20 protein-coding genes are annotated in these 21,337 nt (G+C 66.3%); 17 read left to right on the top strand and 3 right to left on the bottom strand.

From position 1 onward, the window contains the following. Positions 1 to 2: 2 nt before the first annotated feature. Positions 3 to 1,304, bottom strand: a complete 1,302-nt coding sequence (locus ACSQ89_RS25400; RefSeq protein ID WP_436296555.1) for an NAD(P)/FAD-dependent oxidoreductase — start codon at positions 1,302 to 1,304, stop codon at positions 3 to 5. Between the two features lie 234 nt (positions 1,305 to 1,538). Between ACSQ89_RS25400 and ACSQ89_RS25395 the strand changes: the two genes are divergently transcribed. The 10 genes from ACSQ89_RS25395 (at position 1,539) to ACSQ89_RS25350 (ending at position 12,254) form a co-directional block, all read left to right on the top strand. Further along, positions 1,539 to 2,222 (top strand): TetR/AcrR family transcriptional regulator, encoded by a 684-nt coding sequence (locus ACSQ89_RS25395; RefSeq protein ID WP_436293694.1) that lies wholly within the window; start codon positions 1,539 to 1,541, stop codon positions 2,220 to 2,222. Between the two features lie 49 nt (positions 2,223 to 2,271). Beyond that, positions 2,272 to 4,068, top strand: coding sequence for an acyl-CoA dehydrogenase C-terminal domain-containing protein (locus tag ACSQ89_RS25390; RefSeq protein ID WP_436293693.1), 1,797 nt, complete (start codon positions 2,272 to 2,274; stop codon positions 4,066 to 4,068). A 5-nt stretch (positions 4,069 to 4,073) separates the two neighbouring features. After that, complete coding sequence (locus ACSQ89_RS25385) at positions 4,074 to 4,505, top strand: DUF2147 domain-containing protein (RefSeq protein ID WP_436293692.1); 432 nt, start codon at positions 4,074 to 4,076, stop codon at positions 4,503 to 4,505. Positions 4,506 to 4,528: 23 nt separating this feature from the next. Continuing rightward, positions 4,529 to 6,928, top strand: coding sequence for a 3-hydroxyacyl-CoA dehydrogenase/enoyl-CoA hydratase family protein (locus ACSQ89_RS25380; RefSeq protein WP_436293691.1), 2,400 nt, complete (start codon positions 4,529 to 4,531; stop codon positions 6,926 to 6,928). Positions 6,929 to 6,953: 25 nt separating this feature from the next. Continuing rightward, on the top strand, positions 6,954 to 8,150 hold the full coding sequence (locus ACSQ89_RS25375; RefSeq protein ID WP_436293690.1) for an acetyl-CoA C-acyltransferase: 1,197 nt from the start codon (positions 6,954 to 6,956) through the stop codon (positions 8,148 to 8,150). A gap of 44 nt (positions 8,151 to 8,194) precedes the next feature. Then, positions 8,195 to 9,100: an alpha/beta hydrolase family protein gene (locus tag ACSQ89_RS25370; RefSeq protein ID WP_436293689.1), complete on the top strand. Its 906-nt coding sequence runs from the start codon at positions 8,195 to 8,197 to the stop codon at positions 9,098 to 9,100. 31 nt (positions 9,101 to 9,131) lie between these two features. Further along, complete coding sequence (locus ACSQ89_RS25365; RefSeq protein WP_170855526.1) at positions 9,132 to 9,962, top strand: acyl-CoA thioesterase; 831 nt, start codon at positions 9,132 to 9,134, stop codon at positions 9,960 to 9,962. A gap of 4 nt (positions 9,963 to 9,966) precedes the next feature. Continuing rightward, positions 9,967 to 10,695 carry an SDR family oxidoreductase gene (locus ACSQ89_RS25360; protein WP_436293688.1) on the top strand — a complete coding sequence of 243 codons (729 nt, stop codon included), beginning with the start codon at positions 9,967 to 9,969 and terminating at the stop codon, positions 10,693 to 10,695. A gap of 10 nt (positions 10,696 to 10,705) precedes the next feature. Further along, positions 10,706 to 11,302 carry a 2-hydroxychromene-2-carboxylate isomerase gene (locus ACSQ89_RS25355; RefSeq protein WP_436293687.1) on the top strand — a complete coding sequence of 199 codons (597 nt, stop codon included), beginning with the start codon at positions 10,706 to 10,708 and terminating at the stop codon, positions 11,300 to 11,302. A 187-nt stretch (positions 11,303 to 11,489) separates the two neighbouring features. After that, positions 11,490 to 12,254, top strand: coding sequence for an enoyl-CoA hydratase (locus tag ACSQ89_RS25350; RefSeq protein WP_093103887.1), 765 nt, complete (start codon positions 11,490 to 11,492; stop codon positions 12,252 to 12,254). Positions 12,255 to 12,328: 74 nt separating this feature from the next. Here the strand turns inward: ACSQ89_RS25350 and ACSQ89_RS25345 are convergent, their stop codons facing one another. Continuing rightward, entirely contained in the window at positions 12,329 to 12,751 is a 423-nt protein-coding gene (locus tag ACSQ89_RS25345; RefSeq protein WP_093103889.1) for an acyl-CoA thioesterase, read from the bottom strand. A 41-nt stretch (positions 12,752 to 12,792) separates the two neighbouring features. Here ACSQ89_RS25345 and ACSQ89_RS25340 point away from each other — a divergent pair, with 41 nt between their 5' ends. The 7 genes from ACSQ89_RS25340 to ACSQ89_RS25310 all read left to right on the top strand — a co-directional run bounded on the left by ACSQ89_RS25340 (position 12,793) and on the right by ACSQ89_RS25310 (position 20,139). Then, positions 12,793 to 14,625 carry an ABCB family ABC transporter ATP-binding protein/permease gene (locus tag ACSQ89_RS25340; RefSeq protein WP_093103891.1) on the top strand — a complete coding sequence of 611 codons (1,833 nt, stop codon included), beginning with the start codon at positions 12,793 to 12,795 and terminating at the stop codon, positions 14,623 to 14,625. Between the two features lie 32 nt (positions 14,626 to 14,657). Continuing rightward, the gene (locus ACSQ89_RS25335; RefSeq protein WP_093103892.1) at positions 14,658 to 15,596 is read left to right on the top strand and encodes a 2-hydroxyacid dehydrogenase; all 939 of its coding nucleotides are present in this window, start codon (positions 14,658 to 14,660) and stop codon (positions 15,594 to 15,596) included. Positions 15,597 to 15,617: 21 nt separating this feature from the next. After that, a complete protein-coding gene (locus ACSQ89_RS25330; RefSeq protein ID WP_093103894.1) occupies positions 15,618 to 16,598 on the top strand; it encodes a LysR substrate-binding domain-containing protein in 981 nt (326 codons plus the stop codon). Between the two features lie 360 nt (positions 16,599 to 16,958). Next, entirely contained in the window at positions 16,959 to 17,858 is a 900-nt protein-coding gene (locus ACSQ89_RS25325) for an amino acid ABC transporter substrate-binding protein (RefSeq protein WP_093103896.1), read from the top strand. A gap of 93 nt (positions 17,859 to 17,951) precedes the next feature. Beyond that, positions 17,952 to 18,686, top strand: a complete 735-nt coding sequence (locus ACSQ89_RS25320) for an amino acid ABC transporter permease (RefSeq protein ID WP_436293686.1) — start codon at positions 17,952 to 17,954, stop codon at positions 18,684 to 18,686. A 1-nt stretch (position 18,687) separates the two neighbouring features. Further along, the gene (locus tag ACSQ89_RS25315) at positions 18,688 to 19,377 is read left to right on the top strand and encodes an amino acid ABC transporter permease (protein ID WP_436293685.1); all 690 of its coding nucleotides are present in this window, start codon (positions 18,688 to 18,690) and stop codon (positions 19,375 to 19,377) included. 24 nt (positions 19,378 to 19,401) lie between these two features. Continuing rightward, positions 19,402 to 20,139, top strand: a complete 738-nt coding sequence (locus ACSQ89_RS25310; protein WP_436293717.1) for an amino acid ABC transporter ATP-binding protein — start codon at positions 19,402 to 19,404, stop codon at positions 20,137 to 20,139. Positions 20,140 to 20,284: 145 nt separating this feature from the next. Here ACSQ89_RS25310 and ACSQ89_RS25305 read toward each other — a convergent pair whose 3' ends face one another. Further along, complete coding sequence (locus ACSQ89_RS25305; RefSeq protein ID WP_436293684.1) at positions 20,285 to 21,319, bottom strand: DctP family TRAP transporter solute-binding subunit; 1,035 nt, start codon at positions 21,317 to 21,319, stop codon at positions 20,285 to 20,287. Positions 21,320 to 21,337 lie beyond the last annotated feature (18 nt).

The following is a 21,337-nucleotide window of genomic DNA, read 5'->3' as shown; positions in this document are numbered from 1 at the left end:
CCTCATTCCGGCTTGAGAATGGTCTCGCCTTTGAGCTGCCCCATGTCGCGAATGTTGTAGCGATGGCGCCGCCAGCCGCGCCAGGTGCGGCGCAGGTAGCGCAGCGAGACGAGGTAGTAGACGAACTTGAACATGCGCAACGCGCCCCACATCGGCGTGCTGCCGTAGATGTCGCCGGCCAGGAGCGACATCAGCGCCTCCTTGATGCGCAAGGGGTTGGCCGGATGCATGAACATGTCGCGGATGGTCGGGTTGGTCACGCGGTAGATGAACCACGAATACTCGCGCGGCCCCTTGCGCATCATGGCCTCGAAGGCCTTGCGTTCGGCTGCCAGCGCGTCCGGCCGGTCGAGCGCGGTGGCGACCAGCTCGGCGCCGTCGAAGGCGCTGTGCATGGCCAGGTAGACGCCCGAGGAGAACATCGGATCGATGAAGGTGAAGGCATCGCCGAGCATCAGGTAGCGCTCGCCCGTGGCATGGGTGCTGCTGTAGGAGAAATTGCCGGTGGCATGCACCGCGCCGTCGACCAGCGTGGCATCTTTCAGGCGGTCGGCCAGCTCGGGGCACAGCGCGATGGTGTCGCGGAAGAATTCCGCCAGCGGCTTGTCGCGCGACTTCAGGTAGTAGGGCCAGCAGACCGCGCCCACGCTGGTGGTGCCGTCGGCCAGCGGAATGAACCAGAACCAGCCGTGGGGAAACCAGCAGATGCTGATGTTGCCCTCGCGCTTGCCCTCCAGCCGCCGCACGTTGCGGAAATGCCCGAACAGCGCGGTGCTGTTGTGCGCCGGGTTCTTCTCCTTGCTGCGGAACTTGTTCGCGAGCAGGGTGTCGCGGCCGGTGGCGTCGACCACGAAGCGCGCGCGCCAGCTGCGCTGCGAGCCGTCTTCCAGCTGCGCCTGCGCGGTCGCGCCCGCGTCGTCGAAGCGCACGTCGCGCACCTTGCAGCCTTCGAGCGTGCGCGCGCCGCGCGCGGCGGCATTGCGGAACAGCAGCTCGTCGAGCTCGGAGCGGCGCACCTGCCAGGCGGAGGGCATGGTCTTGTCCCAGGCTTCGGCGAACTCGACGTAGCTGCAGTGGTCGTGCTCCGGCGAAACGAACTCGATGCCCCACTTGGTCATGCCGATCCTGTCGACCTGCTCGCGCACGCCGAGGCGCTCGAACAAGGCGACGTTGGCCGGCAGCAGCGACTCGCCGATGTGGAAGCGCGGGTGGTGTTCCTTCTCGAGCAGCACGACATCGCGGCCCTGCTGCGCCAGCAGCGCCGCGATGGTGGAGCCAGCCGGGCCGCCGCCGATGACGAGCACGTCGCAGTTTTCTTCGTTCGACGCTGTTTCATGCGCGGTGGGGGAGGGGTTTGGCAGGGGCACGGCGAATCAGTCCAGGAAAGTCGGGATGCGCAGGATAGCGCCGTCCGCGAGCTGGCCTGCAAGCCCTGCCGAACCGTCGATAACCTTCCTCCGCCGTGGGTCTTTGCACGGGCCGCGCGCCAAAGGACTGCAAAATAGAACGACCGTTCGTTTTATTCGAAGCCCTTCCCCATGCCCGCCACCGACCTTCCACCCAAGGCCACCCGTGCGCCCCAGAAAGGCCAGCAGACCAAGGCTGTCATCGTCGATGCGGCGCTGAACCTGGCCGCGCAGATCGGGCTGGAGGGCCTGTCGATCGGCGCGCTGGCCGAGGTCACGCAGATGAGCAAGTCGGGCGTGTTCGCCCACTTCGGCTCGCGCGAGGAACTGCAGATCTCGGTGGTGCGCGAGTACCACGCGCGCTTCGAGCAGGAAGTCTTCTATACCGCCCTGCAGGCGCCGCGCGGCCTGCCGCGGCTGCGCGCGCTGTTCGCCAACTGGATGAAGCGCACCTCGGCCGAGATCGACTCGGGCTGCATCTACATCAGCGGCGCGGTCGAATTCGACGACCGGCCCGGCCCGGTGCGCGACGCGCTGGCCGAGTCGGTGAACATCTGGCTCGCGGCCATGCTGCGCGCCGTGATGCAGGCCCAGGAAGAAGGCCACCTGCACGCCGATGCCGATGCGAAGCAGATCTCCTTCGAGATCCACGCGCTGATCCTGGCCCTGCATTACGAAGCGCGCTTCCTGCGCTCGCCCGATTCGCTCTCGCGCGCCAACGTGGGCTTCGACAACATCCTGGCGCGCTGCGCCACGCCGGAGGCCCTGGCCGGCGACACCGCGCCGTCTGCGCGCCGGCTCAAGACCGTGCGCTGAAGCAGCCGCTCACCCTCTCCTTTTTTTTCTATTCCCTGGAGACCTTTCCATGCCCGCCTACACCCCGCCCCTTCGCGACATGCAGTTCGTGATGCACGAAGTGCTCAAGGTCACCGAAGAACTCAAGGTTCTCCCGAAGCACGCCGACGTCGATGCCGAGACCATCAACGCGGTGCTCGAAGAGGGCGGCAAGTTCGCCGCCGAAGTCACCTTCCCGCTCAACATCAACGGCGACGAAGAGGGCTGCGTGCTCGACAAGAGCACGCATGAAGTGAAGACGCCCAAGGGCTTCAAGGAGGCCTACGCCAAGTACGTCGAAGGCGGCTGGGCGGCGCTGTCGTGCGATCCGCAATACGGCGGCCAAGGCTTGCCTTTCGTGGTGAACCAGTGCTTCTACGAAATGCTCAACTCGGCCAACCAGGCCTGGACCATGTACCCGGGCCTCTCGCACGGCGCGTACGAGGCGCTGGTGGCGCACGGCACCGACGAGCAGAAGAAGACCTACCTGCCCAAGCTCACCAGCGGCGAATGGACCGGCACCATGTGCCTGACCGAGCCGCATTGCGGCACCGACCTCGGCCTGCTTCGCACCAAGGCCGAGCCGCAGGCCGACGGCACCTACAAGCTGACCGGCAACAAGATCTTCATCTCGGCCGGCGAGCACGACATGGCCGGCAACATCATCCACCTGGTGCTGGGCCGCCTGCCGGACGCGCCCAAGGGCAGCAAGGGTATCAGCCTGTTCGTCGTGCCGAAGTTCAACGTCAAGGCCGACGGTTCGCTCGGCAGCCGCAACGGCATCTACTGCGGCGGCCTCGAGCACAAGATGGGCATCCACGGCAACGCCACCGCGCAGATCGTGCTCGAAGGTGCCACCGGCACGCTGGTCGGCGAGCCCAACAAGGGCCTGGCCGCGATGTTCGTGATGATGAACGCGGCTCGCCTGGGCGTCGGCAACCAGTCGCTGGGCCTGACCGAAGTGGCTTTCCAGAACGCGCTGGCTTACGCGAAGGACCGCATCCAGATGCGCTCGCTCTCGGGCGTGAAGGCCAAGGACAAGGAAGCCGATCCGATCATCTTCCATCCCGACGTGCGCAAGATGCTGATGACCGCCAAGGCCTATGCCGAAGGCGGCCGCGCGCTGGCCATCTACTGCACGCTCTTGCTCGACAAGGAGCACCACCATCCCGACGAGAAGGTGCGCAAGGACTCGGGCGAGATCGTCGCCCTGCTCACGCCGATCGTGAAGGCCTTCATCACCGACAACGGCCACATCTCGACCAACGCCTGCATGCAGGTCTTCGGCGGCCACGGTTTCATCAAGGAATGGGGCATGGAGCAGTTCGTGCGCGACAACCGCATCAACATGATCTACGAGGGCACCAACACCGTTCAGTCGCTGGACCTGCTGGGCCGCAAGGTGCTGGGCAACAACGGCGCCACGCTGAAGAAGTTCGGCAAGCTGGTCGCCAAGCTGGTGGAGGAAGAAGGCGTCAACGAGAAGATGAGCGAGTTCATCACGCCGATCGCGGTGCTGGGCGAGCAGCTCACCAAGTTCACCACCGAGATCGGCTTCAAGGGTTTCCAGAATCCCGACGAGGTGGGCGCTGCGGCCGTGGACTACCTGCGCGTGGCGGGCCACTTCGTGTTCGGTTACTTCTTCGCGCTGATGGCGCGCGTGGCGCTCGCCGAGATCGCGGCCGGCAACACCGATCCGTTCTACCAGGCCAAGCTGCAGACCGCGCGCTTCTACTTCGCCAAGCTCTTCCCCGAGACCGCGACGCTGATGCGCACCGCGCGCACCGGCAGCGCGCCGCTGATGAACACCGACGCCGCCCTGGCCTAAGCATCATGAAGCGCCTTCTTGCAGCCATCGCACTCGCGTCGGCCGGCTCGGCTTTCGCGCAGATGTCGCCCGTCGGCGTCTGGCAGAGCATCGACGACAAGACGAACGAAGCCAAGTCGCAGATCCGCGTCGCGGAGTCGGGCGGCGCGCTCAACGGCCGCATCGAGAAGCTGCTGCGCAAGGATGCGAAGCAGGATGCGGTGTGCGACGAGTGCACCGACGACCGCAAGGGCAAGCCGCTGCTTGGTCTCGAGATCATCCGCGGCGCGAAGAAGGCCGAGGGCAGGGAGGTCTGGGAGGACGGCAAGATCCTCGACCCCGAAAACGGCAAGACCTACACGCTGCGGCTCACGCCGATCGACGGCGGCAAGAAGCTCGAAGTGCGCGGCTCGGTGTTCGGCATCGGCCGCACGCAGACCTGGGTTCGCGTTCAGTAAGACACCTATTTGTTGGAAATTCCATGTCCCGATTTCAAGTGAAAAAGGTCGCCGTGCTCGGCGCCGGCGTGATGGGCGCGCAGATCGCGGCCCATCTCGTCAATGTGCGCGTGCCGGTCGTCTTGTTCGACCTGCCTGCAAAAGAGGGTCCGAAGAACGGCATCGTGAGCCGCGCTATCGACAACCTCAAGAAGCTCAAGCCCGCACCTCTGGGCGATGCGGCCGATGCGACGCTGATCGAGCAGGCCAACTACGAAGACGACCTCGCCAAGCTCGGCGAGTGCGACCTGGTGATCGAAGCCATTGCCGAGCGCATGGACTGGAAGCTCGATCTCTACAAGAAGATCGCGCCGCATGTCGCCAAGCACGCGATCCTGGCCTCGAACACCTCGGGCCTCTCGGTCACCAAGCTCAGCGAGGCGCTGCCCGAGGCGCTGAAGCCGCGCTTCTGTGGCATCCACTTCTTCAACCCGCCGCGCTACATGTTCCTGGTCGAGCTGATCAACACGCCGACCACCGAGCCCGGGGTGCTGGACCAGTTGGAAGCCTTCGTCACCAGCACGCTCGGCAAGGGCGTGGTGCGCGCGCACGACACGCCCAACTTCATCGCCAACCGCGTCGGCATCGCCGGCATGCTCGCGACCCTGAAGGAAGTCGAGAAGTTCGGCCTCACGCCCGACGTGGTGGACGACCTCACCGGCAAGAAGCTGGGCCGCGCGAGCTCGGGCACCTTCCGCACCGCCGACGTGGTGGGCCTGGACACCATGGCCCACGTGGTCAAGACGCTGCAGGACAACCTGAGCGCGGAGACCGATCCCTTCTACGGCAACTTCGCGACGCCGCCGGTGCTGGCCAAGCTGCTGGAACTCGGCAACCTGGGGCAGAAGACCAAGGCCGGCTTCTACAAGAAGGCCGGTCGCGACATCCTGCGCTTCGACCTCGCCAAGGGCGAGTACGTGCCTTCGGGCGACAAGGCCGACGAGGTCTACGGCCGCATGCTCAAGAAGCCGGCGCCGGAGCGCCTGAAGCTGCTGCGCGAAAGCGAAGGCGCGCAGGGCCGCTTCCTCTGGGCCATCCTGCGCGACAGCTTCCACTACGCGGCCGTGCACCTCGCGACCATCGCCGAGAGCGCGCGCGACGTCGACTTCGCGATGCGCTGGGGCTTCGGCATGAAGCAGGGCCCCTTCGAGCTGTGGCAGGAGGCCGGCTGGGCGCAGGTCGCCAAGTGGATCCAGGAAGACATCAATGCGGGCGAGGCGCTCTCCACTGCGCCGCTGCCCTCCTGGGTGTTCGAAGGTCCGGTCGCGCAAGCGGGTGGCGTGCACACGCTCGAAGGGTCGTGGAGCGCATCGCAGAGCAAGTTCATCGCGCCGCGCCGCCTGCCCGTGCATGAACGCCAGCTGTTCCCCGAGAGCGTGCTGGGCAGCAATGCGCCGGACGCCAACAAGGCCGGCACCACGATTCAGGACGAAGGCGACGTGCGCCTCTGGACGCTCGACGGCGAGGTGCTGATCGCGAGCATCCATTCGAAGATGCACGCCATCAGCCCCGACGTCGCCGATGCGCTGGCCGCGGGCGTCGATCTCGCCGAGCGCGAATACAAGGCGATGGTGATCTGGTCCCCCGACGAGATGTTCTCGGTCGGCGCCGACCTGCAGGCGATGCTGCCGGCCTTCGTGGTCGCGGGCATCGGCGCGGTCGAGGGGGCGGAAGAAGAGCTGCAGAACGTGATGCTCAAGATCCGCTATGCCGGCGTGCCGGTCGTCTCGGCCGTGCGCGGCATGGCGCTGGGCGGCGGCTGCGAGCTGGCCATCCACTCGGCCAAGCGCGTCGCGGCGATGGAAAGCTACATCGGCCTGGTCGAAGTCGGCGTGGGCCTGGTGCCCGGCGCCGGCGGCCTGACCTACATCGCGCGCCGTGCGGCCGAGAACGCCGAAGCCTCCACCGGCACCGACCTGCTGCCCTTCCTGACCGAAGGCTTCACTGCCGCCGCCATGGCCAAGGTCGGCACCAGCGCACTGGAATCGAAGAAGCTGGGCTATCTGCTCGAGAGCGACGTGATCGTGCCCAACAAGGACGAGCTGCTCTACGTCGCATTGCAGCAGGCCAAGGCCATGGCCGACGCCGGCTGGCGCGCGCCGCTGCGCCGTCAATTCAAGGTCGCGGGCCGCAGCGGCGCCGCCACCATCAAGGGGCAACTGGTCAACATGCGCGACGGCGGCTTCATCAGCGAGCACGACTTCCACATCGCGGGCCTGATCGCAGGCGTGGTGACCGGTGGCGACGTCGATGCCGGCAGCCTGGTCACGGAGGAATACCTGATGGCGCTGGAGCGCAAGGCCTTCTGCTCGCTGATCCTGCATCCGAAGACGCAGGAGCGAATCATGGGGATGCTTTCGACGGGCAAGCCGCTACGCAACTAAGTAATACCCAGAAGGAGCATCCTCCATGAAACAACTTCAAGACGCCTACATCGTCTCCGCCACCCGCACCCCCATCGGCCGCTCGCACCGCGGCTTCTTCCGCAACATGCGTCCCGACGACCTGCTCGCGACCACCCTGAAGGCGGCGCTCGCGGCGGTGCCCGGGCTCGATCCGAAGGCGATCGAGGACATCATCTGCGGCTGTGCGATTCCCGAGGCGCAGCAGGGCCTCAACGTCGCGCGCATCGGCGCCGTGCTCGCGGGCCTGCCAACCAGCATCGGCGGCATCACGGTCAACCGTTTCTGCGCCTCCGGCCTGTCGGCGGTGCAGATGGCGGCCGACCGCATCCGCGTCGGCGAGGCCGAGGTGATGATCGCGGCCGGCGTCGAGAGCATGAGCATGGTGCCGATGATGGGCAACTCGCCCTCGCTGTCGCCATCGATCTTCGAGCGCGACGGCGACGTCGGCATCGCCTACGGCATGGGCCTCACGGCCGAGAAGGTGGCGCAGCAGTGGAAGGTGAGCCGCGAGGCGCAGGATGCCTTCGCGCTGCAGTCGCACCAGCGTGCGCTGGCCGCGCAGCAGGCCGGCGAGTTCGCTGCCGAGATCACGCCCATTGAGGTGACGGACCGCGCGCCGAACCTCGAGACCGGCGAGGCCACGCCCAAAACCCGCACCGTGAACCTCGACGAAGGCGCGCGCCCCGATACCAGCCTCGAAGGCCTGGCCAAACTGCGCACCGTGTTCGCCGCGCGCGGCTCGGTCACGGCGGGCAACAGCTCGCAGACTTCCGACGGCGCGGGCGCGCTGATCCTCGCGAGCGAGAGGGCCTGCAAGCAGTTCGACCTCAAGCCGCTCGCGCGCTTCGTGAGCTTCGCGAGCAAGGGCGTGCCGCCGCACATCATGGGCATCGGCCCGATCGAGGCGATTCCGGCGGCGCTGCGCTATGCGGGACTCACGCAGGACGCGATCGACTGGATCGAGCTCAACGAAGCCTTCGCCGCGCAGTCGCTGGCGGTGATCAACACGCTGGGCCTGGACCCGGCCAAGGTCAATCCGATGGGCGGCGCGATCGCGCTGGGCCATCCGTTGGGCGCGACCGGCGCCATCCGGTCGGCGACCGTGGTCCATGCGCTGCAGCGCAAGAAACTCAAGTACGGCATGGTCACGATGTGCGTGGGCATGGGGCAGGGCGCTGCCGGGATTTTTGAACGCGTCTGACGTCCGAGCCGGTGCTTGCTCGAAAAGAAAACAAGGAGACAAGCGTGAGACAAGAGACATTGCAGCTTGACGACGGCACGCAGCTCGCGCTGCGGATCTACGAGCCCATCGGCCCGCAGCGCGCCAGCGTCGTGATCGGCGGCGCGATGGGCGTGCGCCAGGCCTTCTATGAACCTTTTGCCCGCTGGCTGACGCAGGAGGGCCTCAGCGTCTGGACCTTCGACTACCGCGGCTCGGGCGATTCGCGGCCGGCGACGGCCGGCGGCTCGTTGCGCGGTTTCGAGGCCGACCTGTTCGATTGGGCGCGCGACTACGAGGCCGTGATCGACGCCGCCAAGGCCGCGCGCTCCGACCGGCCGCTCTACCTGCTGGGCCACAGCCTGGGCGCGCAGCTGCCGGGTTTTCTCGAGCGGCCGCAGCAGGTCGACGGCCTCATCAGCATCGCGGCGGGCAGCGGCTACTGGCGCGAGAACGCGCCGCGTCTCAAGCGCAGCATCCTCTACTTCTGGTTCTTCCTGGTGCCGCTGGCGACGCGGCTCTGGGGCTACTTTCCGGGTCGCAAGCTCAAGAAGGTGGGCGACCTGCCGCGCGGCGTGATCCTGCAGTGGCGGCGCTGGTGCCTGAACCCGCGCTACAGCGTCGGCGCCGAAGGCGCTGCGGCCGCCCGCAGCTACGAGCGCGTGCGCTTCCCGGTGCTGGCCCTGTCGATGACCGACGATGAACTCATGACGCTCGAAGGCACCGAGAGCCTGCTGAGCTTCTACGCTGGCGCGCCGCGCGCGATGCAGCGCATCGCGCCGGCCGACGTGCAAGCCCGCCACATCGGGCATTTCGGCTTCTTCCGCGAGCAGTTCAGCCTGAGCCTGTGGCCGCGCCTGGCCGACAGCCTGCACCGGCTCGCGGCGCTGACTTCTACAGCGCCATCGGGCGTCCCGCACACGACTGCATAAGCCAAGGTCACGGAGGCACACTGCGACGATCATGAGCACACATCCTCTGGACAAGGCCCTCGCGCTCGCGCACAGCGACATCCGCGCCGGGCTTTTCACCGGTGCCACGAGCCCGGACTACTGGAACATGGTCGGGCCCTTCGGCGGCACGACCGCGGCGGTGATGCTGCAGTCGGTGCTGAAGCATCCCGAACTGCTGGGCGCGCCGGTGGCGCTCACGGTGAACTACGCCGCGGCGCTGGAGGCAGGCGCTTTCGAGGTGCTGGCGATACCGGTGCGCACCAACCGCTCGACGCAGCACTGGACCATGCAGATGTCGCAGGCCGGCGCCGACGGCCAGCCGCATGTCACGACCACCGCGACCGCGGTCACGGCACTGCGCCGCGAGACCTGGGGCGCCAACGATCTGCCGATGCCCGAGGTGCCGTCGCCCGAAGAGGTCGAGCGCCTGAGCATCGGCCCCGCGCGCGTGGCCTGGATCTCGCAGTACGAAATGCGTCCGATCAGCGGCGCGATTCCAGCCAAGTGGGACGGCAGCGGCGATCACAGCGAAACGCGCATGTGGCTGCGGGATGCAGAGCCGCGTCCGCTCGACTTCGCCTCGCTCGCAGCCTTGAGCGACACCTTCTACCCGCGCGTCTGGCTGCGCCGCGCCAAGCCGGTGCCGATCGGCACGGTGTCGATCACGACCTACTTCCATGCCGACGCGAGGCACCTGGCGGAGGTAGGCCACGGCTACCTGCTGGGCCGCGCGACGGGGCAACAGTTCCAGAACGGCTATTTCGACCAGTCGGCGCAGCTGTGGAGCGAAGCGGGCGCGCTGCTCGCCACCAGCAATCAGATCGTCTACTTCAAGGAATGACTGAATGACGGCCAACAGAGCAGCCTTGATCGTCGGCGCCGGCGATGCCACCGGCGGCGCGATCGCCCGCCGCTTCGCGCGCGCGGGCTATGCAGCCTGCGTCACGCGCCGCAGCCTCGACAAGCTGCAGCCGCTGGTCGCGCAGATCGAAGCCGAAGGCGGCACCGTGCACGCCTTTGCCAGCGATGCGCGCAAGGAAGAGGAAGTCGTCGCACTGGTCGAGCAGATCGAGTCGAGCATCGGGCCGATCGAGGTGCTGGTGTTCAACATCGGCGCCAACGTGCCCGAGAGCATCCTGACCGAGACCGCGCGCAAGTACTTCAAGGTCTGGGAGATGGCCTGCTTCTCCGGCTTCCTGAACGGGCGCGAAGTCGCCAAGCGCATGGTGGCGCGTGGGCGCGGCACCATCCTCTTCACCGGCGCCACGGCCTCGCTGCGCGGCAGCGCGAACTTCGGTGCCTTCTCCGGTGCCAAGATGGCGCTGCGCGCACTGGCCCAGAGCATGGCGCGCGAGCTCGGGCCGCGCGGCATCCACGTGGCGCACACGGTGATCGACGGCGCCATCGACACCGAGTTCATCCGCAGCAATTTCCCCGAGCGCTATGCGTTGAAGGCGGAAGACGGCATCCTCAACCCCGAGCACATCGCCGATGCCTACTGGATGCTGCACGCGCAGCCGCGCGATGCCTGGACCCACGAGCTCGACCTGCGGCCATGGTCCGAGAAGTTCTGAGGAGACCGGCATGACGACCACGCGATCGGTCGAGTTCTATTTCGACTTCGGCAGCCCCGCCTCCTACCTGGCCGCCACCCAGCTGCCGCACCTGTGCGCCGACACCGGCGCCGAACTGGTGTGGAAGCCGATGCTGCTGGGCGGCGTGTTCCAGGCCACCGGCAACCAGTCGCCGGCCGCCATTCCGGCCAAGGGCCCCTACGTGTTCGAGGACCTGGCACGTTTCGCTCGGCGCTACGGCGTGCCGCTGCAGCAGAACCCTTATTTTCCGATCAACACGCTGCTGCTGATGCGCGGCGCCACCGGCATGCAGATGCGCGAGCCGGAGCGCTTTCGCGCGTACGTCGATGCCGTGTACCACGCGATGTGGGTCGAGCCGCGCAATCTCAACGACCCGGCCACGCTCGCTGCCGCCCTGGCCGAGGCCGGCTTCGACCCGGCATCGATGATCGCGCTGGCCAATGCACAGGAGGTCAAGGACCGCCTCAAGGCCGCGACGCAGGAGGCGGTGGCGCGCGGCGTCTTCGGTGCCCCCACCATGTTCGTCGGCGACCAGATGTTCTGGGGCCAGGACCGGCTCGATTTCGTACGCGAGGCGCTGGTATGAAGCACACCCCCAGGCTTCGCGCACTTCGTGTCGCTACGCCAACCCCCTCGCCGGGGGCAACACCAGCGGCCCGGCAGAGCCGGTTCCGCGGTGTTCCCCGAATCGACCGCGACGGTTTCCTGCGCTGCGGGTCGTGCGCAGCGCGGTGGAACTATTGATACTTACTTCTTTGCAGCAAGGAACTCCCATGAGCGACATCCTCGTCCACACCGAAGCCGGTGTGATGACCCTCACCTTCAACCGTCTCGACAAGAAGAACTCCATCACCCGCGCGATGTACGCCGAGCTCGCCGATGCGCTGGTCAAGGCTGAGCAAGACGGCGCGGTGCGCGCCGTGCTGATCCAGGGCGACGCCACCATCTTCAGCGCCGGCAATGACATCGGCGATTTCCTGGACGCCCCGCCCTCGACGCCGGATTCGCCCGTGTTTCGCTTCCTGCACGGCATCGCAACCTTCCCGAAGCCGATCGTGGCCGCGGTCTGCGGTCCGGCAGTGGGCATCGGCACCACGATGCTGTTCCATTGCGACCTGGTCTACGCGGGCGACAACGCGGCCTTCTCGATGCCCTTCGTCAACCTGGGCCTGTGCCCCGAGGCGGCCTCCAGCCTGCTGGTGCCGCAGATGCTGGGCTACCACCGCGCGGCCGAGGCGCTGCTCCTGGGCGAGCCCTTCATGGCCGAGGCGGCGCTCGAAGTCGGCCTGGTCAACCGCGTGGTGCCGCCCACCGAGGCCAACGCCATCGCCCAGGCGCAGGCGCGCAAGCTGGCGGCCAAGCCGCTCACGGCGCTGATCGAAACCAAGCGCCTGATGAAGAAGTCGCAGCAGTCGGCCGTGCTCGAACGCATGGGCGAAGAAGGCCAGAGCTTCGGCCGCATGCTGCGCGAGCCGGCGGCGCGAGAGGCCTTCACGGCCTTCATGGAAAAGCGGCGGCCGGATTTCTCGAAGATCTGAGGTCAGGCGACCTCTGGTGCGCTGTCGTGTCTGTGAGGTGGTCACAATCCGTGACCACCTCGTAGCGTTGCCGATCAGTCCTTGACGATCGCCCTGGGCCGCCCGTTGTCGTCGATCGCGACGTAAGTGAAGGTGGCCTCGGTCACCTTGATGTACTCGCCCTGCGCCTTGAAGCGCTCGGCGAACACCTCGACCGTGACGGTGACCGAGGTGCGACCGATGCGCACCAGCTTCGAATAGAAGGACAGGATGTCGCCCAGCCGCACCGGCTGCTTGAAGATGAACTCGTTGACCGCGACGGTGGCCATCCGGCCCTTGGCGTAGCGGGCCGGGATGACGGAGCCGGCCAGGTCGCACTGGGCCATGACCCAGCCGCCGAAGATGTCGCCGTTGGCGTTGACGTCGGCCGGCAGCGGAATCACCTTGAGCACCAGCTCCATGTCGGCGGGCAGGCTCTTGAGGGTGGCGGCCACATTGGCACTTGGAGATTCGGACATGGGCACAATCTGAGAACAACAAACAGCCACGATTGTCTCCGATGCGCCGCAGCGGCGAAGCCCTTTCCTCTCCCCACCCCGTCTCTGCGGGCCAGCCCGCGCGCGGCGACCGCTCCGACTGGGCCACGCTGCGCCGCCTGTTCCCCTACCTCTGGCGCTACAAGTGGCGCGTGATGGCCGCGCTCGCCTTCATGGTGGGCGCCAAGGTGGCCAACGTCGGCGTGCCGGTGCTGCTCAAGAACCTGGTCGACACCATGACGCCCAAGCCCGACATGGCGCAGGCGCTGCTGGTGGTGCCGATCGCGCTGCTGGTGGCCTACGGATTGCTGCGCTTCTCGACCTCGCTGTTCGGCGAGCTGCGCGAGCTGGTCTTCGCCAAGGCGACCGAGGGCGCGGCGCGCAGCATCTCGCTGGAGGTGTTCCGCCACCTGCATGCGCTGTCGCTGCGCTTCCACCTCGAGCGGCAGACCGGCGGCATGACGCGCGACATCGAGCGCGGCACGCGCGGCGTGCATTCGCTGATCTCGATGTCGCTCTACAGCATCGTGCCGACCATCATCGAGCTGACGCTGGTGCTGACCATCCTGGGCGTCAAGTTCGACGCGCTCTTCGTCTGGATCACCGCGGTCGCGCTGGTGATCTACATCGTCTTCACCGTCACGGTGACGGAATGGCGCACGCAGTTCCGCAAGACCATGAACGAGCTCGACTCGGTGGCGCAGAGCCGTGCCGTCGATTCGCTCTTGAACTACGAGACCGTCAAGTACTTCAACAACGAGGAGTTCGAGGCCGGACGTTACGACGCCAGCCTCGACCGCTATCGGAAGGCGGCCATCAAGAGCCAGCGCACGCTCTCCATGCTCAACACCGGCCAGCAGCTGCTGATCGCGGTCAGCCTCGTGCTGATGCTGTGGCGCGCGACGGCCGGCGTGGTCGACGGGCGCATGACCTTGGGCGACCTGGTGATGGTCAACGCCTTCATGATCCAGCTCTACATCCCGCTCAACTTCCTGGGCGTGATCTACCGCGAGATCAAGCAGAGCCTGACCGACCTCGACAAGATGTTCGTGCTGATGGAAAAGGAGCGCGAGGTGCGCGATGCGCCCGACGCGAAGCCCCTGGCCGGCACCGATTCGACCGTGCGCTTCGAGGACGTGAGCTTCGCCTACGAAGCCGCGCGGCCGATCTTGAAGCATGTGAGCTTCGAGATCCCGGCGGGCAAGACTGTGGCCGTGGTCGGTCCCTCGGGCTCGGGCAAGTCGACGCTGGCTCGACTCCTCTACCGCTTCTACGACGTACAGCAGGGGCGAATTTGCATCGGCGGCGAAGACATCCGCCAGGTCACGCAGGCCAGCGTGCGGCAGGCCATCGGCATCGTGCCGCAGGACACCGTACTCTTCAACGACACCGTCGAATACAACATCGCCTACGGCCGGCCGGGCGCAAGCCGCGTCGAGGTCGAGGAGGCCGCCCGCGCGGCGCGTATCCACGACTTCATCGCCGCCACGCCCAAGGGCTACGAAACCACCGTCGGCGAGCGCGGCCTCAAGCTCTCGGGCGGCGAGAAGCAGCGCGTGGCGATCGCGCGCACGCTGCTGAAGAACCCGCCGATCGTGATCTTCGACGAGGCCACCTCGGCGCTCGATTCGGCCAACGAGCGCGCGATCCAGTCCGAGCTCAAGAGCGCGGCGCAGAACAAGACCACGCTGGTGATCGCGCACCGCCTCTCGACGGTGGTCGATGCGCACGAGATCCTCGTGCTCGAGGGCGGCGTGATCGTCGAGCGCGGCACGCATGCGGCCCTGCTCGCGCAGCAGGGCAAGTACGCGCAGATGTGGACCTTGCAGAAGATCGAGGCCCAGCCCGTTCTTTGAACTCTTTTTACTGACCCAGGAGCGATTCGAGAATGTCCGAGAAGATTCCCCTGCTGGTGCTCAACAGCCTTTCGAGCGCCCACCAGGCCCAGATTGCCGCGGTCTACGACATGAGCTACGCGCCCACCAAGGCCGAGCGCGCGGCCGCCATCGCCGCGCAGGGCGCGGAGTTCCGCGCCGTGCTGACCATCGGCGTGATCGGCCTCACGCCGCAGGAGCTGGCGGCGATGCCGAAGGTCGAGCTCATCTGCGCGATGGGCGCCGGCTACGAGGGCCTCCCGCTCGAGGCGGCCCGTGCGCGCGGCATTGCGCTCGCCAACGGCGCCGGCACCAACGACGACTGCGTGGCCGACCACGCCTTCGGCCTCTTGATCGGTGCGGTGCGCGGCATCCGCACGCTCGACCGGCAATGCCGCGAGGGCATATGGCGCGAAGAGATTCCGCAGCCACCCAATGTCTCGGGCAAGCGTCTCGGCATCCTGGGCCTGGGCACCATCGGCCAGAAGATCGCCAGGCGCGCCGCGGGCTTCGACATGGAGATCGGCTACCACAACCGCAAGCCGCGCGAGGGTGCGGCGCACCGCTACTTCGACAGCCTGAAGGCGCTGGCCGCCTGGGCCGACGTGCTGATGATCGCGACGCCGGGCGGGCCGGGCACGCGGCACATGGTCGATGCCGAAATCCTCGACGTGCTCGGGCCTCAGGGCTTCCTGGTCAACATCTCGCGCGGCAGCGTGGTCGACACCGAGGCGCTCGCCAAGGCGCTGCGCGAAAAGCGCATCGCGGGCGCCGGCCTCGATGTCTACGAAAGCGAGCCGAAGCGTCCCGAGCCGCTGGTCGGCCTCGACAACGTGCTGCTCACGCCGCACATGGCGGGCTGGTCGCCCGAGGCGACGCAGGCCTCGGTGAACCGCTTCATGGCCAATGCCGAAGGGCACTTCGCGCGGCGCGGCGTGGTGTCGCCTATTTAGGGAAAGACATAATCAGCCTTCATGGAAACCAAGTGGCTTGAAGACTTCGTCAGCCTTGCCGAGACCCGCAGCTTCAGCCGCTCGGCCCAATTGCGCCACGTGACCCAGCCCGCCTTCTCGCGCCGCATCCAGGCGCTCGAAGGCTGGGCCGGCACCGACCTGGTCGACCGCAGCTCCTACCCCACGCGCCTCACGCCCGCCGGCCAGACCTTGTACGGCCAGGCCATCGAGATGCTGCAGGCGCTGCAGAGCACGCGCGCCATGCTGCGCGGCCACTCGGCCGCGGCGCAGGACGTGATCGAGTTCGCGGTGCCGCACACGCTGGCCTTCACCTTCTTTCCGGCCTGGGTCACGAGTCTGCGCGAACAGTTCGGGCCGATGAAGAGCCGGCTCATTGCGCTCAACGTGCACGATGCGGTGCTGCGGCTGGTCGAAGGCAGCTGCGATCTGCTGATCGCCTACAACCATCCCTCGCAGCCGCTGCCGCTGGACGCCACCCGCTACGAGATGGTGAGCCTTGGCCAGGAGGTGGTCGCGCCCTGGGTCAAGCCCGATGCCGACGGCGCGCCGCGCTACCGCCTGCCGGGCCGGCCCGGCCAGCCGCTGCCTTACCTGGGCTATGCGCCCGGCGCCTACCTGGGCCGCGTGGTCGACCAGCTGCTCAAGGAATCCGACACCGCCATCCACCTCGATCGCGTCTACGAGACCGACATGGCCGAGGGTCTCAAGGTGATGGCGCTCGAAGGCCACGGCATCGCCTTCCTGCCGCAGAGCGCGGTGCGAAGGGAAGTGCGTGCCCGCACGCTGGTGAGCGCCTTGCCGCCGGAGATCGAGAGCCTGGAGGCGACGATGGAGATCCGCGCCTACCGCGAGCGGCCCGCCGCATCGGCGCCGGCAAAGGCCGGTGCGCGCAGCGCCAAGAGCGAGGCCGCCGGCCCGCGGGCCAAGGGCACGGTCGAAGCGCTCTGGGCCTATCTGGTCGGGACCCAGCCGGCGCCTTGAACGAGGCCCGGGTTATTTGTGCACTGCACAATCTATGACGCTGCGGCATGCCGATCTCCGCATTGCGCATTTGCCTGCGCGCGATGCCGGCCCTACAGTCTGGCCCCAAGTTTTGCTGTCGCACACGGTTTTGACGCACGCCCACGCGCGTGCTTTTTTTTAGCCGTGCCTTCGGGCACAAAGGCTGCTTAGTCGAATGCGCTCAAGACGAATGCGATGCGGCGCACCAGTGCGGAACTCCTGCCACACTCGGCGTGTCCGTCATCGGTGCAGGGCGCACCGGGTTGGCCCGGGTACCCCGCAGAATGCGAGTGTCTAGAATTTCGGCGTATCTCTCTCAGTCACACAGGAGTTTTCCAAATGAAGAAGCAAGTATTGGCAATGGCAGTGATGGCGTTGGCCGCCGGCGGCGCTTTCGCGCAAGCCAATGACACCCTGGCGAAGATCAAGGCCGCCGGCAGCATCACCGAAGGGGTGCGCGAATCTTCCGGACTTTCCTACACGCTGGGCGGCGGCCAGTACACCGGCTTCCACTACGACATCTGCGCCAACATCATCAAGGACCTCGAGAAGGCTGTCGGCAAGAAACTGGAAACCAAGTACCAGCCCGTGACCTCGCAGAACCGCATTCCCCTGGTGCAGAACGGCACCGTCGACCTCGAGTGCGGCTCCACTACCAACAATGCCACGCGCCAGAAGGACGTCGCTTTCGCCGTCACCACCTACGTCGAGGAAGTGCGCATCGCCGTCAAGGCCACCTCGGGCATCACCAAGATCGCCGACCTGAACGGCAAGACCGTCGCCACCACCACCGGCACCACCTCGGTCCAGACGCTGCGCAAGAACGAGCGCGCCACCGGCGTCGACTTCAAGGAGCTCTACGGCAAGGACCATTCCGACAGTTTCCTGCTGCTCGAATCGGGCCGCGCCGATGCCTTCGTGATGGACGGCTCGATCCTCGCCTCCAACATCGCCAAGGCGAAGACGCCGGCCGACTTCAAGATCGTCGGCGAAGTGCTGAGCGTCGAGCCGATCGCGATCATGATCCGCAAGGACGACCCGGCCTTCAAGAAGGCGGTCGACGACAGCATCAAGGCGCAGATCAAGTCGGGCGAGCTCAACAAGCTCTGGGACAAGTGGTTCCTGCAGCCGATTCCGCCGTCGAACGTCAAGATCGGCCTGGCCTTGTCGGACGCCACCAAGAACGCGTGGGCGAATCCGAACGACAAGCCGATGGAAGACTACGCGGCGAAGAAGTAAATCCCGCGCCCGTCGCCGCGCAACGCCCGCCGTACCCGGCGGGCGTTTGTTTTAACGCCCAACATAACAATCAGGTAGAGAAGGAGAGTCCCGATGGGATCGAACTGGGATTGGCAGGTCTTCTTGCAAGACCCCGGGGGGAAGTACCCGACGTACTGGGAATGGATGCTGTCGGCCTGGGGCTGGACCGTGTCCGTGGCCCTCTTGGCATTGATCGTCGCGCTCGTGCTGGGCTCGCTGATCGGCATCATCCGCACTTTGCCCGACAGCCCCTGGCTGATCCGCTTCGGCAACGCGTGGGTCGAGCTCTTTCGCAACATTCCGCTCCTGGTGCAGATCTTCCTCTGGTACCACGTCATACCGGCCATGATTCCGGTCTTGAAGGATGTGCCCAGCTTCATCCTGGTGGTGCTCGCGCTGGGCTTCTTCACCTCGGCGCGGATCGCCGAGCAGGTGCGCTCCGGCATCCAGGCGCTGCCCAAGGGCCAGCGCTACGCGGGCATGGCGGTGGGCTTCACCACGCCACAGTACTACCGCTACGTGATCCTGCCGATGGCCTACCGCATCATCATTCCGCCGCTCACGAGCGAGACGATGAACATCTTCAAGAACTCGTCGGTGGCTTTCGCGGTGTCGGTGGCCGAACTCACCATGTTCGCGATGCAGGCGCAGGAAGAAACCTCGCGCGGCATCGAGGTCTACCTGGCCGTCACGGGGCTGTATGTGATCTCGGCCTTCGCGATCAACCGGCTGATGGCGTACATCGAGAAGAAGACCCGCGTGCCGGGCTTCATCGTCTCGGCCAACGCCGGCGGCGGGGGACACTGACATGATGAATCTCGACCTGTCCTTCTACAACTGGGACGTCATCAGCAACTTCGTCGTCAAGGGCTTCTACTTCAGCATCATGCTGACCATCGTCGCCACCATCGGCGGCGTGATCTTCGGCACCATCCTGGCGTTGATGCGGCTGTCGGGCAAGAAGTGGCTCGATGCGCCCGCCGCCGTCTACGTCAACGGCATGCGCAGCATTCCGCTGGTGATGGTGATCCTGTGGTTCTTCCTGCTGGTGCCGGGCTCGTTCTACGCCTCCTTCGGCTCGGTGGGCAGCAACTACCGCTCCGAGATCTCGGCCGTGATCACCTTCATCGCGTTCGAGGCCGCCTACTTTAGCGAGATCATGCGCGCGGGCATCCAGTCGATCCCGCGCGGCCAGGTCTACGCGGGCCAGGCGGTGGGCATGACCTACGGCCAAAACATGAAGCTGGTGGTGCTGCCGCAGGCCTTCCGCAACATGCTGCCGGTGCTGCTCACGCAGACCATCATCCTGTTCCAGGACACCTCGCTGGTCTACGCCATCGGCGCCTACGACATGCTCAAGGGCTTCGAGACCGCGGGCAAGAACTTCGGCCGTCCGATCGAGGCTTACCTGCTCGCGGCGGTCGTGTACTTCATCATGTGTTATGCCTTGTCCTGGCTCGTCAAACGCCTGCACAAGAAAATCGCCATCATCCGCTGAAGGAGAAAAAAGATGTCCGACAAAATGATCGAAATCAAGAACGTTTCCAAGTGGTATGGCCCGGTACAGGTGCTCCAGGACTGCTCGGTCGACATCGCCAAGGGCGACGTGGTGGTGGTGTGCGGGCCCTCGGGTTCCGGCAAGTCCACGCTCATCAAGACGGTGAATGCGCTCGAGCCCTTCCAGAAGGGCGAGATCACGGTCAATGGCATCCCGCTGCATGACCCGAAGACCAACCTGCCGAAGCTGCGCTCCAAGGTCGGCATGGTGTTCCAGCACTTCGAGCTGTTCCCGCATCTTTCGGTGACCGAGAACCTCACGATCGCGCAGATCAAGGTGCTGGGCCGCAGCGCCGACGAGGCCAAGACCCGCGGCTTGAAGATGCTCGACCGCGTGGGCCTGATGGCGCACAAGGACAAGTACCCTGGCCAGCTCTCCGGCGGCCAGCAGCAGCGCGTGGCGATCGCCCGCGCGCTGAGCATGGACCCGATGGTGATGCTGTTCGACGAGCCGACCTCGGCGCTCGACCCCGAGATGGTCGGCGAAGTGCTGGACGTGATGGTGGCGCTGGCCAAGGAAGGCATGACCATGATGGTGGTCACGCACGAGATGGGCTTTGCGCGCAAGGTGGCCAACCGGGTGATCTTCATCGACGTCGGCGGGCGGATCCTGGAGGACTGCTCGAAGGACGAATTCTTCAGCCATCCGGAAAATCGTCAGGCGCGTACCAAGGATTTCCTGAACAAGATCCTGGCGCATTAGGCTCGCCCCCAGGCTTCGCGCACTTCGTGTCGCGCGCGCCAACCCCCTGCCGGGGGCGGTGCCAGCCGACCGGCGAAGCCGGATCGGCGGCACCCCACGAATAAAAAAGCCCCGCATCGCGGGGCTTTTTTATTGCATGTGAGCCCTACTTCTTCCGACTGGCAATCGCCTGCTCTGCCTTCGCCACCAGATCGTTGCCGATCGTCGGCTTCCACTTCGCATACACCGGCCGTGTCGCCTTCACGAAGGCCTCGCGCTCGGCCGGCGACAGTTTCGTGACCGTCACGCCGAGCGCGGCGATGTCCTTGAGCAAGGGCTGGTCGGCCTCGGCGAGTCCCTTGCGCGCGATGATGATCTCTTGCTTGCCGGCGTCGATCGCCGCCTGGCGCACGATCGCCTGGTCGGCCGGCGTCCACGAATTCCAGATCTCCTTGTTGACCACGAAGACCAGCGGATCGGCCACGTAGCCCCACATCGTCACGTTCTTCTGGCCCACGGTGTGCAGCTTGGCCGCGGTGAAGATCGACATCGGGTTTTCCTGCCCGTCGACCGCGCCGCTGGCGAAGGCGGGCTGCGCGTCGGCCCAGCTCATCTGCGTGGGATTGGCGCCCAGCGCGGTGAAGGTGTCGACGAAGAGCGGCGAGCCCACCACGCGGATCTTCAGGCCCTTCAGATCTTCCGGCGTCTTGATGGGCCGCTTGGAGTTCGTGATCTCGCGGTAGCCGTTCTCGCCCCAGGCCAGCGGCACCACGCCGGCCTTCTCGAGCGTCGCGAAGATCTCCTTGCCCACCTGGCCCTGAGTCAGCGCATCCACCGCCGCGTAGTCGGGCATCAGGAAGGGCAGCGAGAACAGGTTGAGCTGCTTGACCTGCGGCGACCAATTGATGGTCGAGCCGATGGCCATGTCGATCACGCCCTGTCGTAGCGCGCTGAACTCGCGCGTCTGGTCGCCCTGGATCAGCGAGACGCCGGGATAGAGCTTGATGTTGATGCGCCCCTGGGTCCGCTCGCGAACCAGATTGGCCCAGATCTCTCCGCCCTTGCCCCAGGGGAAGGCGGTGCCGACCACGAGCGACATCTTGTATTCGGGCTTGTAGGTCTGCGCGGGCGCGGCCGCCGAGAAGCCGCCGAGCGCGGCGGCGACGGCCATCAGGCCGAGCAGGGAACGACGGAATTTCATGGGTCAGTCTCCTTTGGA

This window comes from Variovorax sp. LjRoot175, from assembly GCF_964253805.1.
GTDB lineage: Bacteria > Pseudomonadota > Gammaproteobacteria > Burkholderiales > Burkholderiaceae_C > Variovorax.
Note: the sequence above shows the minus strand (reverse complement) of the source record. Positions and strands in the feature narration are given on the sequence as shown.

Excerpts from the sequence above, each read along its gene's own strand:
- ACSQ89_RS25395 (WP_436293694.1), top strand. The coding sequence starts at position 1,539 with ATGCCCGCCACCGACCTTCCACCCAAGGCCACCCGTGCGCCCCAGAAA.
- ACSQ89_RS25390 (WP_436293693.1), top strand. The coding sequence starts at position 2,272 with ATGCCCGCCTACACCCCGCCCCTTCGCGACATGCAGTTCGTGATGCAC.
- ACSQ89_RS25385 (WP_436293692.1), top strand. The coding sequence starts at position 4,074 with ATGAAGCGCCTTCTTGCAGCCATCGCACTCGCGTCGGCCGGCTCGGCT.
- ACSQ89_RS25380 (WP_436293691.1), top strand. The coding sequence starts at position 4,529 with ATGTCCCGATTTCAAGTGAAAAAGGTCGCCGTGCTCGGCGCCGGCGTG.
- ACSQ89_RS25375 (WP_436293690.1), top strand. The coding sequence starts at position 6,954 with ATGAAACAACTTCAAGACGCCTACATCGTCTCCGCCACCCGCACCCCC.
- ACSQ89_RS25365 (WP_170855526.1), top strand. The coding sequence starts at position 9,132 with ATGAGCACACATCCTCTGGACAAGGCCCTCGCGCTCGCGCACAGCGAC.
- ACSQ89_RS25360 (WP_436293688.1), top strand. The coding sequence starts at position 9,967 with ATGACGGCCAACAGAGCAGCCTTGATCGTCGGCGCCGGCGATGCCACC.
- ACSQ89_RS25355 (WP_436293687.1), top strand. The coding sequence starts at position 10,706 with ATGACGACCACGCGATCGGTCGAGTTCTATTTCGACTTCGGCAGCCCC.
- ACSQ89_RS25350 (WP_093103887.1), top strand. The coding sequence starts at position 11,490 with ATGAGCGACATCCTCGTCCACACCGAAGCCGGTGTGATGACCCTCACC.
- ACSQ89_RS25345 (WP_093103889.1), bottom strand. The coding sequence starts at position 12,751 with ATGTCCGAATCTCCAAGTGCCAATGTGGCCGCCACCCTCAAGAGCCTG.
- ACSQ89_RS25340 (WP_093103891.1), top strand. The coding sequence starts at position 12,793 with ATGCGCCGCAGCGGCGAAGCCCTTTCCTCTCCCCACCCCGTCTCTGCG.
- ACSQ89_RS25335 (WP_093103892.1), top strand. The coding sequence starts at position 14,658 with ATGTCCGAGAAGATTCCCCTGCTGGTGCTCAACAGCCTTTCGAGCGCC.
- ACSQ89_RS25330 (WP_093103894.1), top strand. The coding sequence starts at position 15,618 with ATGGAAACCAAGTGGCTTGAAGACTTCGTCAGCCTTGCCGAGACCCGC.
- ACSQ89_RS25325 (WP_093103896.1), top strand. The coding sequence starts at position 16,959 with ATGAAGAAGCAAGTATTGGCAATGGCAGTGATGGCGTTGGCCGCCGGC.
- ACSQ89_RS25320 (WP_436293686.1), top strand. The coding sequence starts at position 17,952 with ATGGGATCGAACTGGGATTGGCAGGTCTTCTTGCAAGACCCCGGGGGG.
- ACSQ89_RS25315 (WP_436293685.1), top strand. The coding sequence starts at position 18,688 with ATGATGAATCTCGACCTGTCCTTCTACAACTGGGACGTCATCAGCAAC.
- ACSQ89_RS25310 (WP_436293717.1), top strand. The coding sequence starts at position 19,402 with ATGATCGAAATCAAGAACGTTTCCAAGTGGTATGGCCCGGTACAGGTG.
- ACSQ89_RS25305 (WP_436293684.1), bottom strand. The coding sequence starts at position 21,319 with ATGAAATTCCGTCGTTCCCTGCTCGGCCTGATGGCCGTCGCCGCCGCG.